Genomic DNA, 18,556 nt, shown 5'->3' on the forward strand with positions numbered 1-18,556 from the left:
TTCTTAAAAATTGAATTGCAAATTTAATTGTTTCTGAATGATTTACAAAATACTTTGAGGTTATTATTAATAAAAGTACAGTAAATGCCGGAGAACTGTTAATATATGGATGCTAATATTCTAAAATATGATAGATTTCAGCGTTAAACTTCTTCAGTTTTTCATCACCGCCCAACCCTTTCAGTCCGATCAGGAAGCTGAATTGTGTTACTTTGGCTCCCTGTTTTTCAACCAGGTTAGCGGCTGCTTCCGTTGTTCCGCCTGTTGCAAGAAGATCATCATGAATTAAAACACGCTGTCCTTTCTGAATTTGTCCTTCACGGGTTTCTATTTCCGCGCTTCCGTATTCCAGATCGTATTTTTCTGAAATAATAGGAGGTGGGAGCTTTCCTTTTTTTCTGATCAGGATAAACGGAACTTCCAAAGCTACGGCAACGGCGATTCCAAATAAATACCCTCTGCTTTCAATTCCGCATACGGCATCTACTTTTCCCTTGCTGAAAGCTACAAGATCTTCAATAACGGATTCATACAATTTCGGATTCAGGAAAATAGGAGAGATATCTTTAAACTGGATTCCGGGAATCGGAAAGTCAGGAATATTCTCAATCGTCTCTTCCAGATTTTTGATGAGTTCTTTTGAAGCCATTTATGGGTTTATTTTATAACTGGATATTTTCCAGTCTCCGTTTACATTTTTCAGTCCGAAAGTTACTTTCAGGGAAGTTACTTTTCCATTCTTATCGGTTACATCGTACGTTGCATTTACACTTGCATTATTTGTGTTGCTTGCATTGGTACTGATATTTTTAACGTTGACATTTTTTACGGACCCAAATCCTGAAGTAGGGTTTGAGAAAGACTCATAGCTTCCCCAGTTTGGGTTGCTTGATGAATCAAATGCAGCTTTAAGATTTTGAGAGCTTACGTTGCTTAAAAATTTGTTTACTGTATTCTTCGGATCGCCGGTTGGCTGCTTTGGTGTAGCAGGAACTGTTGTCGCTGCAGGATCTGTAGGATTGGTCGTATTCACAGGACTGTTCGGGTCTACTGCATTCGGATCCTGGATCACTGCCGTTGAATCCACTTTCGGTGGAGCCGGAACTTTCAATGCGGAAGGGTTTACATCAAGCCCTATTTTAGTCATTTTGAAAGTTTTTGCTGTTGTTTTAACAGAGATGGTGATATCTATTTTATTATCAACCACTTTTGCTGCCGGGATGGATGAAAACTTTAAATTAAAGCCTCCGAAATTATTATCCTGCATCAGATTTTTTGCAGTAGAAAGCTTTACCCCGTTACTGAAAACCTCTAATGTGGTTTCTAAAGCTGCTCCGGTAAAAGAAATAGGTTTCCCGGTGTTGTCTACAAGCCTCGGTACGATTTGAATAGCTGTTGCGCCTTCACCGTTATCCCCGGTAGGTCTTGTAATGATGCTCAATGAATTGGCTTTGATATCATTCGGGTCGCTTTCCTTAGCTTTATCATCTCCGAAAATATTCATTTCTCCTAATGAAGGTGGAGCATTGCTTGCCCATTCGATACCGTTTTTTTGAGCCACCTCGTCTGCCATGGTCATAATCTCCGGAACTTTTTTTCCGTTGATAAGCTGGCCAAGAGCTTTCAGTTCATTTTCATCACCTTCAGCCTCAACTCCAAATGTTTTCAAAATATAAAGCGCTTCATTAAATTTTATCTGTTTAATGGTAGACAGGCTGGAAGCCATATCATTGATACTGGTCTGTAAAGTTTGAGTTGTGCTTGCATCCACATGGTCCTTCTTACAGGCTGTAAAAAGGAATAAACTGAATAATAGCAGAAAAGAAAACTTTTTCATTTTTATTGGTTTGCTACAAATTTAGTAAAACCTTTATTAATAGAAATTTTTATTTTCTTAAATGATGAATTGTAAAGCTATTTGTTTTTAAAGTTGACTTCTATACTGTTGTTGGTTCTGTTAAGCTCCTCTTTTAATTTTTTATTGGCCTCCCTCATTGATTCTGTTATGGAAGAGCCATCCGGCATTTTAATATCTGCGGGAAGCTGGGAAGCCATTCGTCTTATATCAGCAAAAGGATCTTTTTTATAGTTTTCATACAACTCTGTAAATTTTTCTTTTGAAAGCTCTTTTGATTTATTGATTCCTGTCTGCTTATTTAATTTATCCAAATAGAGTACGTCTTGCATATGATCTATTTTTCTGTTGCCTTTAAGCTCCCAGGAATAATTTTTACCTTCATCTTCAATTTTGACAATTAAACCAGGGAGCCCGTAAAATTTATAAGGACCGTCTTGGATTGGGATTTCTGTGGTAAACCAGGCTGTCCATTTTCTACCGCCGTAATTTAGAAATGCTTTTTGGGTATCATATGTCCCTATTTTTTCTTTCTCATTATTGATTTGCCAGATTAATTCGGGGATTTCATGATAATAATATGTATTAGAAAATATCTGATCGCTATAGATTATTTCTTTTACAGGGAGGCTTTTAAAAATACGATGGGTGAATTTTATTTTTGAAACCGGGATTTTATTGAAATCAAGCATCACATCTGTTTTTTGTGCATTTAAGATCATTTTATTCGATATAGAATCTATCATTACAAGTTCATAAGATTGATAGACAGATCTCTTGTCTTCAATATCCAGAATCATCATTTCTTTTTCAAATTTTACAGAATCTTTATGAGGTTTATAGGTGAGCTCATAAAAAAAACGGTTTCCTGAACTCTGAGCGTTTGCTATGCCGATTAATGCTATGCCAAGAAATTGGAAGATTTTTTTCATTTTGATTGGGTTATCTTGTATTTTGCAATTCTTTTAAATCATCTTTAAAAAATGAACTGAATATTGTCTGCATATTCGGGAAAGACGGATCCTGCCAGTATTTTGTCTGATAGTTGCTGTTGTCTTTATCAAATTTTACTTTTTCGATGTCATCATCATTTTCAAAACTAAGTTCGGTAGGATAAAAATTGCCGTAAACTGTAATCTGGTTGTAATTAGGTTCACTTTTATGTTTTAGCTTGACAAAAATGAGCTCGTTATATTCTAAGAAATCCCTCAATGTCTTTTGGGATCCTTTTTCGAAAGACAGGTTTAAAATGGATCTGATATCATAAAAACGGTATCCAAGAAAAGCAAATTCCTTTTCCCGCAATATGCCGCCGCTAATTTCGATCTGATCTTTCTGGTCTCCCTTCAGTTCTTTTACCGTATTACTTTTTGTTTTATATTCTTCCGGATTTCCTACATTTTTAAGCTTGGGTAGGTTTAGAGAATTACCGTAATCCCAGGATGATGTTTCCTTCTTTTCATTTTTAGCATCTGTTAATCTGAAAACTCTATATTGCTCGACTCTGGTGCTTTTCAGTTTTTTAGTTTTGTTATCAAAAATATAGGTTGCGATTCCATCTGCATATGAATTAAGCTTATTATTGACAGTAACGTAAGAATTGAAGTTTCCTTTAACTAAAATATATTTTGCTGGCTTATTGTTTTTTATAACAACGGCTTCAATTTCTTTTACCCTGTCATTTATTTTTATAACCTCTTTATCAAAATCAGCATATGATAGGGTAGCAACCTGGAAATTATCATATACCAGTTGAAATTTTTCCTGTGAAGGATCTAATAGTTGTTTATCTATTTTCCCGTCAATATCTGAGTAAGCTACAATACTTCCATCTTTTCCGAAAACCGAAATTTTGGGTAGCGGTTTATTGGTTTTTTCCGAAATAAAAGTGATGGTTTGTGCATTTACTAAATTGATTAGCAGGATAAACAAAAAGCTGAGTAAGTGAATTTTTTTCATGTAAATATTTTTTCAATAGTTAGTTTAAGTCAGTATCTGATTATAAGACGCATGAAATCTAAATTGGTTGCCTGAAACCTCACTTTATCGCATCATAAAACATAAAAAAAGACTGATTGTTTTATCAATCAGTCTTTTAGAGTTTTTATTTTGTTACAAGTCCTTAGAAAGGATACTCGTAAATTTCAGATTCGTGTAAGAAAGGGTTTCCTGTAGGAATCAGTTTCAGTTTAGATAATGCAGTCATTACGGTAAATATGAATAATCCTGCGATAAATAAAACAGCACCCAATATTAATAAGAATACTTCAGGAGTGTTCCAGTAAGGACCTACTGTTCCAGGCATTACCATGTTGAAGTAATCTAAGATGTGTCCCAGGATAACCACTACAGCCATCGTTGTTACTACCTTGTAGTTTCTCTTAATGCTGCTGCTTACCAATACCAATAATGGCAATAAGAAGTTAATAATCAACATTGGCAAGAAGGTAGGAGCATAGTGCTGGAATCTTCCGAAGAAGTAATTAACCTCTTCCGGAACGTTGGCATACCAATAAAGCATGAATTGTGCAAACCATGTATACGTCCATAGCATACTTGTAGCGAAAAGGAATACTCCCAAATCATGCAAGTGATTGTCATTGAACTGAGGAAGGAATCCGTTTTTCTTAAGGTATACACTTAGTAATATGATAACAGCGATACCACTTGAAAGGCAGCTAACCATTGAATACCAGATATACATTGTAGAATACCAGTGAGGGTCAATAGACATCAACCAGTCCCAAGCCCAGGCAGCAGATGCAAATCCGAAGAATGCAATATATCCTACAGCCCATCTGTAAAGCATTTGGTAATCTACTTTTGATTTTGTTTCATCTACTTTCTTAGACTGAGCTTTAAGCTTCCATGCGAAGAAAGAGGCACCGGCAACATAGATAACAGTTCTGATTGCGTAGAAAGGAATATTTAAGAATCTTTTCTTTTCAAATAAGATCACATCAAAGTGTGCAGATTCAGGATCTGTCAACTCGGGATCCATCCAGTGGAATAAGTGACCGTTGTGAGTGATATTAATTATCATAAGGATAACCAGGATAGCACCACCCCAAGGGATATAAGAAGCAATAGCTTCCATCACTCTTGTAATGATAATCGGCCAACCTGCGTGAGCCGCGTGCTGAATACAGTAGAAGAACAGTACAGCACAACTAACTCCAAAGAAAAATACGGCTACAAAGTGTAATGATGCCAAAGGCTGGTTGTGAACCTGAAGCGTAGCATGCTCTAAATGAGCTGCGTGATCCTGAGGACCTACCATTTCACTTGAGTGTGTAGGAGCAGTATGACCTGAAGCATGAACAGCTTCCATCATTTGTTCTATTTTCTCAGTAGAGATTCCTTTATTAAGGAAGAAACCGATACCAAACAGAACTAAACCTACAACAAGAAGTATTATAGAAGTTGATTTTAATTTTGGTGAAAAACTATACATTTCTTTTCTTATTTTTTAGTTTCGGTAGTAGTTTCAGTTTTTGCTGTCTCTGTAGCTGCTGCCGGTGCTGCGGCTCCTTTTTTGAAGGCGCTCATCACATACATTGCTACTCTCCATCTGTCTCCTGCGTTCAATTGTCCCGCATAAGACCCCATCGCGTTTCTACCGTTTGTTAATACATAATGAACAGATCCTACAGTAATTTCTCTATCGGCATAATTAGGCACACCTGAGAAAGCACCACTTTGTACAATTGGTCCCTGTCCATCACCTCCTGTTCCGTGACATGCAGCACAAGTATGATCAAACAACATTTTCCCTCTTTCAATATCTTTGGCAGCATTTGCCGGATTTAAAGGAGATGTTGTCAGTTTTTTAGAAGCGTCATATCCTGCATTATATTCATCTACATTTCTCGGAAGTAAACCTTCTTCAAAAACTCCGTCTTTATTCTGAGGTACGCTTCCTTCTACCGGAGCAAGCCCTGTAGCGAAGCTGTTTTTAACAAAAGCAGGAATTTCATTTTCATGATCCGAATAAGCGTCCTGAGCTTTCATCAATGGATCATAAGCTACCGGAAAGTACATATCTGGGAAATATACCAATGGTGTATTTTCTTTTGGTCCGCAAGAATTAAGTAAAACCGTTGTTAAACCTAAAATTGCTGTAATTTTTAATACATTCTTTTTCATTTTAAGCATCTTTAACAGTTATTTCTTCAACTCCGGTTTCAATCAGCAACTGTTTTACAGATTCTACATCTTCAGTTACAAATTCCATCATAAACTTGTCATCAGTAGTTCTCGGATCAGGGTTTTGTGCAGGTGCTCCGGGATACATCTTATTTCTTACCAGGAAGGTTAAAGACATCATGTGAGCGGCACAGAATACCATCAATTCAAACATTGGAACTACGAATGCAGGCATATTGTGTCCCCAGTCGAATGCCGGTTTACCACCGATATTCTGAGGCCAGTCATGATTCATAACATACCAGGTTACAGTAGCACCGATAGTAACACCGTAAAGCGCATAGATAAATGCGGCATCAGAAATTCTTGTTTTCTTTAAACCTAAAGCTTTATCTAGTCCGTGAACCGGGAATGGAGTATAAACCTCGTTTATTTTAATTCCTTTATCGTTGAATGCTTTAACGCCGTTCATTAAATCGTCGTCGTCAGCATAAAGTCCGTATACAATTTTAGTGGTGCTCATCTCCTTCTTTTGCTTTATAAGTTTCACCTGAGATTTTCAAAATCGATTTTAATTCAGCCTGTGCAATTACAGGGAATGTTCTTGCGTACAATAAGAATAATGTAGAAAAGAATCCGATTGTTCCTAAATACACACCCACATCAATAATAGTTGGCTTAAACATCGTCCAAGATCCTGGTAAGTAGTCTCTGGAAAGGTTGATTACGATGATATCAAAACGCTCAAACCACATACCGATGTTGATGATCAATGCAACGATGAACGTCCAGATAATATTTGTTCTCAATCTCTTGAACCAGAAAGAAGCCGGAACTACAAGGTTACAGATGATCAATGACCAGAATGCCCACCAGTAAGGTCCAACGGCAGCACCTGGAGAAAGATAAGTAAAGTCTTCAAATCTTGATCCGGAATACCATCCGATAAAATATTCAGTTGCATATGCTACAGTTACCATACCACCGGTCAGGATAATTACGATGTTCATAATTTCGATATGATACATGGTGATATAGTCTTCAAGGTGACAAACTTTTCTTGCGATTAACAATAAAGTCTGTACCATTGCAAATCCTGAGAAGATCGCACCGGCAACGAAGTAAGGAGGGTAGATTGTAGAGTGCCATCCTTTAATAACCGAAGTTGCGAAGTCAAAAGATACGGTAGTGTGTACTGAGAATACAAGTGGAGTTGCCAAACCTGCCAATACCAAAGATAATTCTTCGAATCTCTGCCAGTGTTTTGCTTTACCACCCCAACCGAATGCAAGGAATGTATAAATTTTTCTTGTCCAAGGCGTTTTTGCTCTATCTCTGATCATTGCAAAGTCAGGGATTAATCCCATAAACCAGAATACTGTAGATACTGAGAAATACGTAGAGATCGCAAATACGTCCCAAAGTAGAGGAGAGTTAAAGTTCCCCCAAAGAGAACCAAACTGGTTTGGTAAAGGGAATACCCAATATCCTACCCAAACTCTACCCATGTGGATTACGGGGAAGATAGCCGCCTGTACAACCGCGAAGATTGTCATCGCTTCAGCTGAACGGTTTACCGACATTCTCCAACGTTGTCTAAATAATAATAATACCGCTGAGATTAGGGTTCCGGCGTGACCGATACCTACCCACCATACGAAGTTGGTAATATCCCAACCCCAGTTAATAGTTCTGTTAAGCCCCCATGCTCCAATACCTGTTCCGATAGTATAAGCGATACATCCGAATCCATAGATGAATAGAACTAAGGCTGCATATAATGAGATCCACCATAATTTACCTGCTCTTTCTTCGATAGGTCGTGCAATATCTTCTGTGATATCGTGATAAGTTTTGTGACCAATAATTAGAGGTTCCCTTATCGGAGCTTCGTAATGTCCTGACATTTTTTACCTATTTATTATTTAAACGTTATTTTTCTACTCTGTTTCTTACTTTAGTATGATAGAACACGTTTGGTTTTGTTCCTATCTCTTCAAGTAAATAATATCTTCTGTTGCTAGCGTATTGCTTTCTTACTTCAGATTCTTTGTCATTCATATCTCCAAACGTCATTGCTCCGGTAGAACATGCAGCAGCACAAGCACAAGAATTTTTGAATTCGTTGTCTGTTACTTTTCTGTTTTCTCTCTTAGCATTTAAGATTGTAGCCTGAGTTTCCTGGATACACATTGAGCATTTCTCCATTACCCCTCTTGTTCTTACAACTACGTCAGGGTTCAGTACCATTCTTCCAAGGTCGTTGTTCATGTTGAAATCGAACTTGTCATTCAGGTTGTATGTAAACCAGTTGAAACGTCTTACTTTGTAAGGACAGTTGTTTGCACAATATCTTGTACCGATACATCTGTTATAAGCCATGTGGTTCTGACCCTGCTTACCGTGTGAAGTAGCCGCTACCGGACATACAGTTTCACAAGGAGCGTGGTTACAGTGCTGGCACATTACCGGCTGGAAAATTACATCCGGATTATCGGCAGGGTGGTTAAGAGCACCTCCGTCACCGAAAGCAGTTCCGTATAATTCAGGAACAGCCAATCCGTCTTTTAATCCTTCATAAACTTCTACTTTTTGTCTTGAAGAATAGTAACGGTCAATTCTTAACCAATACATATCTCTTGACATTCTGATCTCTTCTTTACCTACTACAGGAACATTGTTTTCTGCCTGGCAGGCAATGATACATGCTCCACAACCAGTACAAGAGTTCAGGTCGATTGATAAGTTGAAGTGAGGTCCGTCCGTATCATCGAAAGCATCCCAAAGGTCAATCTTTCTTGCCGGAAGAGCTCCGCTGATCGTATGATATTCCAAAGGCTTATTCCATCCTTTATGCTCGTCATCGAATGCCACGTTTAAGAATTCTGTCAAAGGAACTTCCTTCGCGATTTCATAACGTCCCATTAGGGTGTTTTGAAGCTGAATACCTGCAAACTCATGCTCTTCACCTGTTTTTTCTATTTTAACGTTAGATACCGTTAAGTTAGAACCATCAAATAAAGGATAAGCATTTACACCTGTATCAGCTGTTGTTCCGGAATCCTTTTTACCATAACCAAGCGCAAGACCTACAGATCCTTCAGCTTGTCCCGGTTGAATAAATACAGGAACATCTTTTATCGTTACTCCGTTTACCGTAAGGTTTACGATAGAACCGTTTAGCTGCATTCTTGCATTAAGATCGTTTTCAATCTCAAATTTTTCTGCGTCTTTCGGAGAAATAGTCAGGTAGTTATCCCAAGACATTCTTGTCAACGGATCCGGTAATTCCTGCAACCAAGGGTTGTTTGCCTGGGTACCGTCTCCCATTGAAGTCTTAGTGTACAATACCAATTCTAAATCAGAAGCTTTGAAGTTTCCTAACTCAGCAATTGCCTGTGCAGCATTTCCTCCTGCATACGCTAATGTACCAGCGTTTGGAGAAACATTAATACCGTTGTACAATGCTTTGTTAAAAGAAGTTGCTCCCAGAATAGAAGTAGCATTAGCTTTTAAATAATCGTAGTAGTTATTGGCAGCGTTGTTTTTTCCATTCTTCCAAACCAATAAAGATTCTTCGATCTGTCTTGATTTATAGATTTTCTGGATGGTAGGCTGCATTAATGAATATACTCCTGTCTGAGGCTCAATATCACCCCATGATTCTAGCCAGTTAGCTACAGGAATTACAGCTTTCGCTGCTTTATACATTGCATTTTTCTTATCAGCAATTGCAACTACATAAGGAACATTTTTAATAGCTTTTTCAAACTCAGCTCCTTTATAGTGAGAATAGATCGGGTCTACATTGTTGGTAATCAATACTCCAACCTGACCCGCATTTACCCATCCTAAGAATTCCTGGTATCTTGCTTTGTCAAATTCTCTTAAGAAGTTAGCCTTACCGGTGAAAGCTACTGAAGCTAATTTCTGGTTGATTAAGTGTGCTAAAACCTGAGCACCTTTAGATCCGTCAGCGAAAACAACAGCTTTGCTGCCTTTTGCCAACAATTCTTTTGCCAGTTCAGAAGCCGTTTTGTCTGAAGTACCGCCTCCTACGATTGCGTTATAAACCTCAACTAAAGTTTTGTTTACAGCACTTGGTTTTAATCTAACTCTTTCATCAGCATTAGCACCCGTTAATGACATGTTTGATTCCACCTGGATGTGTCTCAACATGTTTGCTCCCGGTTTTCTTGCTGCTGCATAAGAAGTTTCTAAACTTCCTGCATTGTAGTCTCCTAAGAAATCAGCCTGAAAAGCAACCACCAATTCTGTTCCGTTAAGATCGTAAACCGGTAATGCTCTTTGTCCGAATACTTCCTGAGCTGCATCTAAAGCCGCAGAGTAAGGGAAAGCATCATATGTTACTAATTCAGCTGTAGGATATTTTGCTTTAAATTCAGCAAATAACTTTTTGAAAGTTGGTGAAGCAAAAGAATGTGATAAAAGCACAATCTTTTTACCTGCTGCATTAGCTTCTGCCAAACCTTTAAGAACGAAATCATCCACTTTATCGAAAGTTTCGTCTTTACCGTCCAGTTTAGGCTGTTTTACTTTATCATTATCATAAAGAGAAAGTACACTTGCCTGAGCTCTTGCGTTAGTTTTACCTAAATCGCCTGCAGCCGGGTTCGGATCAATTTTAATAGGTCTTCCTTCACGGGTTTTTACTAAAACACTAGCAAAGTCAAAACCGTCGAAATATGTTGAAGCGTAATAATTAGGAACTCCCGGAATAATATCGTGTGGCTTTACCACATAAGGGATTGTTTTAATTACCGGAGCTTCGCAGGCAGCTAACGTTACCGCTGCTGTAGAGAATCCTAATAATTTTAAGAAATCTCTTCTTGAAGTACCGGATCCGTTTTGTTCAGCATCTCCAAGGAAATCTTCTACCGGAATTTCTTCCTGAAACTCTTTTTGAGCCAGCTTATTGTTTAAAGCCGGGTCTTTAAGTTCATGAATACTTCTAAATTGTATTTTGTTTGAAGCCATTTATACTTCTAATTTTTAGTTATTAATAATGACATTTACCACACTCAAGACCTCCAATTGCATCTACAGTAATCTTACCACCATCTTTAGGGTATTGTTTTTTCAACTTGTCGTGTAGATTTTTGAAGTATTCTTTATTATAACCGTTGTTCATATCAACTTCAGTAGTTCTGTGACACTCGATACACCATCCCATAGTGAAGTCATTAGCCATCTGAACAACATTCATTGTGTCGATTTTTCCGTGACAAGCTTTACAAACAACATCAATTTTGTTATTTGGATTCTTCTTGTTGAAAGAATTGATGATCGCCTGCTCACCTGCTACTACGTGCTGGGAGTGGTTGAAATATACGAAATCAGGCATGTTGTGAATTCTCGTCCATTCTACCGGCTGAGTTTTTCCTGTATACTGTTGTTTCGCAGGATCCCAACCTGTTGCCGCATAGATTTTCTGGATTTCCCCGTCGTAGAACGCTTTGTCTTTTCCTGGTTCCATATAATGTGCTGCATTGTATTCGGAGATCGTTCTGTGACAGTTCATACAAACGTTCATAGAAGGGATTTCAGATACTTTACCGTATTTAGCACTGGAGTGACAAAGTTGACAGTCAATTTTTTGTTCTCCGGCGTGGATTTTGTGTGAGAAGTAGATAGGCTGTTCAGGCTTATATCCTTTGTAAACCCCGATCCACATGATCCAGTTCCAAATTCCATAAGTGGCTAAAAGCGCAAGGACTGCTAATAATCCTTTACCTACGTAGTGGTATTTTTCATAGATTTCACTGAAAGAACGAACTCTTGTTTCGTTAAGCCCTGCTAAATCTTCAGATTGTCCCAGTTTAACTAATTGTCTCAGTTTTAAAAGGATCCAAACTAATAAACCAGCAATCGCTAAAAGTGAAATAATGACGATGTTTGTAGTGGTTTTGTCTGCAGGAGCTGCTGCTGTAGCGTCTGTTGCTGTTGCAGTATTTGCAGCCGGTGCCGGCTCTGGTGCCGGTGGATTAGTTGTAAAAGCTAAGATGTCATCGATGTCCTTATCTGTAAGATTCGGAAACTGAAGCATCTCAGTTTTATTAAATTTTTCAAAAATCTCATTGGCGTATTTGTCTCCTGAAGCCCTCAAAGCTTTGTTGTCTTTGATCCACTTGTGAAGCCAATCTTTGTCTACACCACCTTCTGTCTTTACTCGTTCCACAACCCCTTTCAAAGGTGGTCCTATAACTTGTTTATCCAGCGCGTGACATGCAGTACAATTCGCTTTGAAAAGTTTCTCGCCGTTTTTAGGATCGCCGTCTTGCCCGTAAATTGAAGCACTGGTTGATAACAATAAGCCTATTGCAATCAACGTTTGTTTATAATGCTTTCTCCAACTAATCATTTAAATTATCTTATGTTAGTAAAATATTGAACATTCAATCAATCCCGCAAAAATAATATTTTTAACAGGAATTTAACGGTATAAAGAAAGGGGAAAATATCATTTCCGTATAATTTGTATTGATTCTAAATAACTCAGTTTGGTATAATTTTTTAATTTGTATAAATTTGCGGAAACAAGTTTAAATGAAAAATTTAATCAAAATATTTTCGGTATTATCTCTATTCGGGTTTTATACTATTGATGCACAGCAGATTGTAAAAAGGGATACTTTGTCCGGAACAGAGCTCGTTATGTCTATGGATCCTAAAGTGAAAGATGCTTTAGAGAGCCTTGAGGAGAAATGCGCAAGGGTAGCGACTCATACAACATCGAAAGACAATGACGACGATACTTATACAAGACCTACAAAAATTTATGTTCCGAGCAGAGAGTTGACGAATGCAGAGATTTGTAGAAAAAATCCGAGAATTTTAGGATATAAAATACAGATCACAACTGTGAAAAGTAATGAAGAAGCCAATGAAGTAAAGTCCTATTTCAGAAAAAGATTCCCGAATCTTAAAGTTGAAACAGACGCTTCTTTAAGACCTAATTACAAAATTCTGGTAGGGAGTTATTTTACAAAACAGAGTGCTGCATCAGACTTATCAAGAGTAAGAGAATACTTTAAATCTGCAGTTGCAGTACAGTACAGAATATTCTGTGCAGAAGCAAAATAAGGATTGTTTTATATAAAAACTTAAGCTGTGAGGGAAATTCCTTACAGCTTTTTTTATTGATAATTTTCATTTAAAAACTGGAAAAATTCTGTCATTCTCATCAGATTATTCGTAGCCAGATAGACCAGTAAAATTCCTGTTGTGGCGAATAAAAGTGACAGTGTTTTGGGCGAGGATCTGTAGGTATAAAATAACCAGCCGAGAAGTAACGGATATACAAAAACAAAGTGTCCGCCGTAAATATATGACGTGTGCAGTCCGAACCTCATAATACAGTGGATGATGATATCAAATACAAATGAAATCATCACAACCTGAACCAGTTTATTTTTAAAATTCCTGAAATAACTCCAACTTATCAATGCTAATAAAACGGCGATAAAAATGTATGGAACCCATGAAGAATACACATCCATAATCAGACCCTTAAAGTGGAATCCTTTCATATTATGTTTGTCCCGGATAATGAAGTTTGAGAATAAAACATTCCCTCCGAAAAAGTAAGAAACAATCATATCCCAGGTAGGAGTAGATTTTACATTGGAGAACTTTTCATACTGTTCGTTGGTTTTGTTAAAGATGTTTTTGTACTTAAAATCGATCCTGTTTAGGTACAGAAGGATAAAACAAATACATGTAAAAACTACTCTTAAAACTGCATTTCCAAATTTTTTCCAATTTCTGAAAAGATTTTTTTCAAACAGCAGCGGAATAAAAACTTTTACAATATTCGTAACGGTAAGACCACCTATTGTAATGCCTGCGAAAGCAAGTGCCAAAGCGGGTGTCTTCTCTTCTTTTTTTAACTTTATCGCGGCGTAGTGATTGTACAGACAAAGTAAAAACAGGGTATACGTAAAGTTTTCAGGAGTAAAAGAAAGCAGAATGCATGTTGAGAAAATACCGAAAAAGAAAACCAGTAACAGGCTAAGCATCAGGGGCAGTCCGATAATATTTTTTAAATATTTGAAAACCTGGATCACACTTAAGCTTACGGCAATATTACTAAACCATGCCAAAGTGAGCCTGAAAGTAACATCGGTTTTGCCATCGGATATTAGAAAAGCAAGTCCACGAATCCAGTTAAAAAAATAATAGGCGAGGGGATGCCTTTCAAAGCTTCCACCGGTCATGACGATCGACTTATTATCGAAGCTGAAATAAGCATCCCAGGGAATTCTGCTGTCAAAAATTATGGTGTAATTGATGGCAATATAAGATCCCAGAATTCCGTAAGCAGTGATGAAAAATAAAAATACTCCCAGTTCAATATAGGATGACGGAAATATTAATCTGAAAAAATTAAAGAATTTGAGTTTTAAGGACAAGGTCATTTTTTTGCAAAAATACGAAAGTTAGTTAAGAGTTGACAGTTGAGAGTTTATAGTTATCAGCTGTTGCCTGTAATAATTTTCTTTAATGCCATATTACTCATTATTAATTATCCATATCTAAGAGCTGCAGGAAAGCATTGAGCATCCGGAGATATCATCATATCCTGAAGGTCTTTTTTTAGAAAACTCAGGATAGATCTCCTCATAAGGGTTTTCCAGTGCATGCGTTAATTTATTGAGCATTTCCGTTTTGCCTTCTTTGATTTCTTCAATGCACTCAAAAAGCAGATAATTTCTCAGAATAAATTTCGGGTTGTTTTTTTTCATTAATTCAAGAGAATCTTCTTGCGAAATATGGTTTCCGGTGAGTCTTTCGCGGTATTTTTTTATAAAATCTTCGAGCTTTACAATGGTTTCGGATGTAAGAGCGGAATAGGTGATGTTTTCAAAAAGAGAGGTAATGTCAGTGTTATCCTGTAATTTTTCCAGTTGATTAAAGAATAAGGTGTGATCAAGTTGTAATTCCTGCATCAGTGCCTGCCAGTTGCTGAAAAACTCTTCATCAGTTTCCTGTAACCGATCAAAACCGAACTTGCTGCAAAGCATTTTATCATGAGCTTCCCAGAAATAATTTCCAAAAGAATTTAATGTGTCTTCCAGGAATTTTTCATCTTTTATCAATGGATGAAGAGCATTGGCCAATTGCCATAAATTCCATTGTGAAATCTGCCCCTGTTTTCCGAAAGCATATCTTCTGCCGGGTAAATCAGTGGTGTTGGGCGTAAAATTAAGATCATATTCATCCATCATTGAATAAGGCCCATAATCAATTGTAAGGCCGAGAATGGACATGTTATCGGTATTCATCACACCATGAACAAACCCTACCCGGAACCATTCGGTCATCAGATCGGCAGTTCTTGTACAAACGTTTTTGAAAAAATCTTTGTAACGGTCTGTTCCGTTTGATATAATTTCCGGAAAATAATTTTGAATGGTAAAATCAACGAGATCCTGAAGTGTTTTATATTCTCTTTGGGCAGAAATTAATTCAAAATGACCAAAGCGGAGAAAGCTTTCTGCGGTCCTGATAATGACAGCTCCCGGTTCGTACTCCGGATTTCCGTTATACATCATATCTCTGATGATATCCTCACCGGTAAAGCATAAGCTTAAGGCTCTCGTTGTCGGAACTTTTAAATGAAACATAGCTTCGCTCATCAGATATTCTCGTACCGAAGACCTCAGCACTGCCCGTCCGTCTGCATGTCTTGAATAAGGAGTAGCTCCGGCACCTTTCCACTGGATTTCCGTTTTTTCACCGGAACTGTTTATAATTTCACCGGCAAGAATTGCTCTTCCGTCTCCAAGCTGGCCTGCCCAGTTTCCAAACTGATGCCCTGCATAAGCTGTTGCATAAGCCTGAACATTTTCCGGGAGGTTATTCCCTACAAGAAAATCAAGATCCTGCTCATTAAATTTTCCTAATCCTATTTCTTCTGAAAGTTTTTCATTAAAAGCAATCAGTTTCGGATGATCAAAACCTGCCGGATTTATCGTAGAGAATAAAACTTTCGGAGTTGCTCTTTGCATGGGATTACCAGAGAAATCTCCGGGAAAATTTTTTATAAACGGCTGTCTGATGCTTTCAATATTCATAGATTCAAAGATACGATAATAAAAAAAGACCTTCCAATTAGATTGAAAGGTCTCATGTATTTCTAAAAGAGAATTTATTTATTGAAATCTATTTCCTCGCTGGTGTTTAGATTGTCATTTACATTATCTTCTTTTTTTCCTGTATTGCTTTTTGGGGTAGGGTCTACAGGTTTCGGGTTTTTAATCTCGTCGATGGTCTGAAGGCTTCCGTCATCACCATAACCTCCGCTTAGGCCTTTAAGATCTGAACATCCGTCTTTCCAGTCTGACGGTTTTACAAACTTATCATCAGGTGTAATTCCTAAGCTCTTATCTGCCCAGACTTTTTTCATATAGATTGCCCAGATCGGCAATGCCATTCTCGCACCCTGTCCTTCACCCGTACCCAGGAAGTGAGTTGCCCTGTCTTCCCATCCTACCCAGGTTCCTGTTGCCAGTTTTGGAGTAATACCCATAAACCAACCATCGGAGTTGTTCTGAGTGGTACCGGTTTTACCGGCAATTTCCACAGCTTTTGAAATTCCTTTTCTGGAAAGTTCTCCCGAAGCGGTACCGAATTGTGCTACACCTTTCATCAGTTCGATCATGGTGTAAGCATAACGAGGGTTCATTACTTCTTTAGGCTCTACGTTTACTTCTTTAATTACTCTACCGTTGGCGTCTTCAATTCTCCAGATCATTTCCGGTTTATTGTAGTTACCATAGTTGGCGAAAGTACTGTAGGCGCCTAACATTTCATAGATGGTAATATCTGACGAACCTAAAGCAATGGTATTGTTTCTTGGAATTTCTTCTGTTACTCCTAAATCTCTTGCCGTTTGAATTACGGCATCTACTCCGGTCATTTCAATAAGACGTGCTGCTACCGGGTTCTGAGAGTGGGCTAATGCATCTTTTAAGGTCAGCATTCCGCCTCTTCCGGGAACATGCCATCCTTTATGATCATACGTTCCGTTGGAAACCGTAGAGCAAGGAGTCATTCCCAGCTTCATAATTGCCGTTGCATACACAAAAGGCTTGAATGTGGAACCTACCTGTCTTTTTCCTTGTTTGATATGGTCATACTGGAAGTGTTGCCAGTCGATTCCTCCTACCCATGCTTTGATTTCGCCTGTTGCAGGAACCATAGACATTAAACCGGCCTGAGCCACTTTTTTGTGCCATCTGATAGAATCCCATGGAGACATTTCAACCTCTTCTTCACCATTCCATGTGAAACGGGAAGTTTTGATAGGTTTTTTGAACTCCATTAAAATTGAATCTTCGGAAACTCCGGCAGCTTTCAATTGTTTGTAACGTCCGGTTCTCTTCATTGCCTGAAGCATCACATCGTTCACCTGTTTGTTGGTCAGGTAATAGAAAGGCCAGCTTTTTCTGCCTCTCTGTTCCGCATCAAATCTTTTCTGAAGATCGGTTAAGTGCTCTCTGATTGCATCCTCTGCATATTTCTGCATTTTAGAATCAAGGGTCACATATATTTTTAAGCCGTCTTTGTAAAGGTTTAATTTTTTACCGGTATCTTTTTCGTAATCTTTAAGATAGTTATCGATTTCTTTCTTCAGATAAAACTTATAATACGCAGAGTAGTCATCATTGATATTTTTAATCGGATGATAATCTAAAGTAATAGGTGTTGAAACTCCTTTGTCATAAGTTGCCTGATCGATATAGCCTGTTTTCAGCATCTGCTCCAGAACAACGTCTCTTCTTGCTTTGGCTCTGTCCATGTTACGCATCGGGTTGTTTTTTACCGGATTCTCAAGCATGGCAACAAACATGGCGGCTTCAGGTAACGTAAGCTGATTGGTACTTTTGTTAAAGTATATTCTGGAAGCCATTTCAATACCGTTGGCATTGTATAAAAAGTCAAACTTGTTGAAATAAAGCGTTACAATCTCTTCTTTGGTATATCTTTTTTCAAGGCTTACGGCAACGACCCATTCTTTAAGCTTCTGGAAAGCTCTCTGAAATTTATTCTGTGAAGCACCGCCGGTGAAAAGCAATTTGGCAAGCTGCTGGGTAATGGTAGAACCACCACCTCTTCCGCCACCATAAGCCACGGCTCTGGCAATCGACTGTAAATCGATCCCGGAATGCTCTTTAAAACGCTCATCTTCTTTGGCCTGTAAAGCATACACCAGAAAAGGCGGAAGGTCTTTGTAGGTAATAGGCTGGGTTTTTTCTTTTTCAAACTTGCCTAATAGTACGCCGTCTGATGAATAAATTTCAGAGGCTACGAAAATATCAGGATTTTCAAGCTCTTTTACATCAGGCATTTCACCAAGAAAGCCTTGGGATACGGCAAAGAAAAGTCCTGAAATTCCTAAAACTACTACAATGAATCCAAGCCAAATAAACTTAACCCATTTTTTCCATGAGTTATTTTTATTATTTTTTTTGGGTGGAAGCGGAAATGTTTTTCCCTTACTTCCAGAGTTTTGTCTGTTCTCTTCCATGT

The 18,556-nt window shown here is 38.0% G+C and carries 14 protein-coding genes; 1 reads left to right on the forward strand and 13 read right to left on the reverse strand.

All coding sequences use genetic code 11. The annotated features are described in order from the left end of the window. Positions 1-112: 112 nt before the first annotated feature. The 10 genes from AB8P06_RS02020 to AB8P06_RS02065 all read right to left on the reverse strand — a co-directional run bounded on the left by AB8P06_RS02020 (position 113) and on the right by AB8P06_RS02065 (position 12,383). Complete coding sequence (locus AB8P06_RS02020) at positions 113-649, reverse strand: adenine phosphoribosyltransferase (protein ID WP_369837178.1); 537 nt, start codon at positions 647-649, stop codon at positions 113-115. Further along, entirely contained in the window at positions 650-1,837 is a 1,188-nt protein-coding gene (locus AB8P06_RS02025; RefSeq protein WP_369837180.1) for a superantigen-like protein SSL4, read from the reverse strand. 77 nt (positions 1,838-1,914) lie between these two features. Next, complete coding sequence (locus AB8P06_RS02030; protein ID WP_369837183.1) at positions 1,915-2,787, reverse strand: GLPGLI family protein; 873 nt, start codon at positions 2,785-2,787, stop codon at positions 1,915-1,917. Between the two features lie 10 nt (positions 2,788-2,797). Next, entirely contained in the window at positions 2,798-3,814 is a 1,017-nt protein-coding gene (locus tag AB8P06_RS02035; RefSeq protein WP_369837185.1) for a hypothetical protein, read from the reverse strand. A 163-nt stretch (positions 3,815-3,977) separates the two neighbouring features. After that, positions 3,978-5,309 carry a quinol:cytochrome C oxidoreductase gene (locus AB8P06_RS02040; RefSeq protein WP_369837187.1) on the reverse strand — a complete coding sequence of 444 codons (1,332 nt, stop codon included), beginning with the start codon at positions 5,307-5,309 and terminating at the stop codon, positions 3,978-3,980. 8 nt (positions 5,310-5,317) lie between these two features. Continuing rightward, positions 5,318-6,010 carry a c-type cytochrome gene (locus AB8P06_RS02045; protein ID WP_369837190.1) on the reverse strand — a complete coding sequence of 231 codons (693 nt, stop codon included), beginning with the start codon at positions 6,008-6,010 and terminating at the stop codon, positions 5,318-5,320. Next, positions 6,003-6,524 (reverse strand): DUF3341 domain-containing protein, encoded by a 522-nt coding sequence (locus AB8P06_RS02050; RefSeq protein ID WP_369837193.1) that lies wholly within the window; start codon positions 6,522-6,524, stop codon positions 6,003-6,005. Before AB8P06_RS02050 ends, AB8P06_RS02045 begins: the two co-directional genes overlap by 8 nt. Next, positions 6,511-7,908 (reverse strand): NrfD/PsrC family molybdoenzyme membrane anchor subunit, encoded by a 1,398-nt coding sequence (gene nrfD, locus AB8P06_RS02055; RefSeq protein WP_369837195.1) that lies wholly within the window; start codon positions 7,906-7,908, stop codon positions 6,511-6,513. Before nrfD ends, AB8P06_RS02050 begins: the two co-directional genes overlap by 14 nt. A gap of 25 nt (positions 7,909-7,933) precedes the next feature. Beyond that, positions 7,934-10,999: a TAT-variant-translocated molybdopterin oxidoreductase gene (locus AB8P06_RS02060; protein WP_369837198.1), complete on the reverse strand. Its 3,066-nt coding sequence runs from the start codon at positions 10,997-10,999 to the stop codon at positions 7,934-7,936. A 22-nt stretch (positions 11,000-11,021) separates the two neighbouring features. Beyond that, entirely contained in the window at positions 11,022-12,383 is a 1,362-nt protein-coding gene (locus AB8P06_RS02065) for a c-type cytochrome (protein WP_369837201.1), read from the reverse strand. Between the two features lie 185 nt (positions 12,384-12,568). Here AB8P06_RS02065 and AB8P06_RS02070 point away from each other — a divergent pair, with 185 nt between their 5' ends. Further along, positions 12,569-13,105, forward strand: coding sequence for an SPOR domain-containing protein (locus tag AB8P06_RS02070; protein ID WP_369837204.1), 537 nt, complete (start codon positions 12,569-12,571; stop codon positions 13,103-13,105). Between the two features lie 53 nt (positions 13,106-13,158). Here AB8P06_RS02070 and AB8P06_RS02075 read toward each other — a convergent pair whose 3' ends face one another. From AB8P06_RS02075 to AB8P06_RS02085, 3 genes are all read right to left on the reverse strand, one after another. Beyond that, the gene (locus AB8P06_RS02075) at positions 13,159-14,439 is read right to left on the reverse strand and encodes a DUF6080 domain-containing protein (RefSeq protein WP_369837206.1); all 1,281 of its coding nucleotides are present in this window, start codon (positions 14,437-14,439) and stop codon (positions 13,159-13,161) included. A 117-nt stretch (positions 14,440-14,556) separates the two neighbouring features. Beyond that, on the reverse strand, positions 14,557-16,098 hold the full coding sequence (locus tag AB8P06_RS02080) for a protein adenylyltransferase SelO (RefSeq protein ID WP_369837209.1): 1,542 nt from the start codon (positions 16,096-16,098) through the stop codon (positions 14,557-14,559). Between the two features lie 74 nt (positions 16,099-16,172). Continuing rightward, complete coding sequence (locus tag AB8P06_RS02085) at positions 16,173-18,554, reverse strand: penicillin-binding protein 1A (RefSeq protein ID WP_369837211.1); 2,382 nt, start codon at positions 18,552-18,554, stop codon at positions 16,173-16,175. Between the last annotated feature and the right edge of the window lie 2 nt (positions 18,555-18,556).

The sequence above is a fragment of the Chryseobacterium tongliaonense genome (assembly GCF_041224435.1).
GTDB lineage: Bacteria > Bacteroidota > Bacteroidia > Flavobacteriales > Weeksellaceae > Chryseobacterium > Chryseobacterium tongliaoense.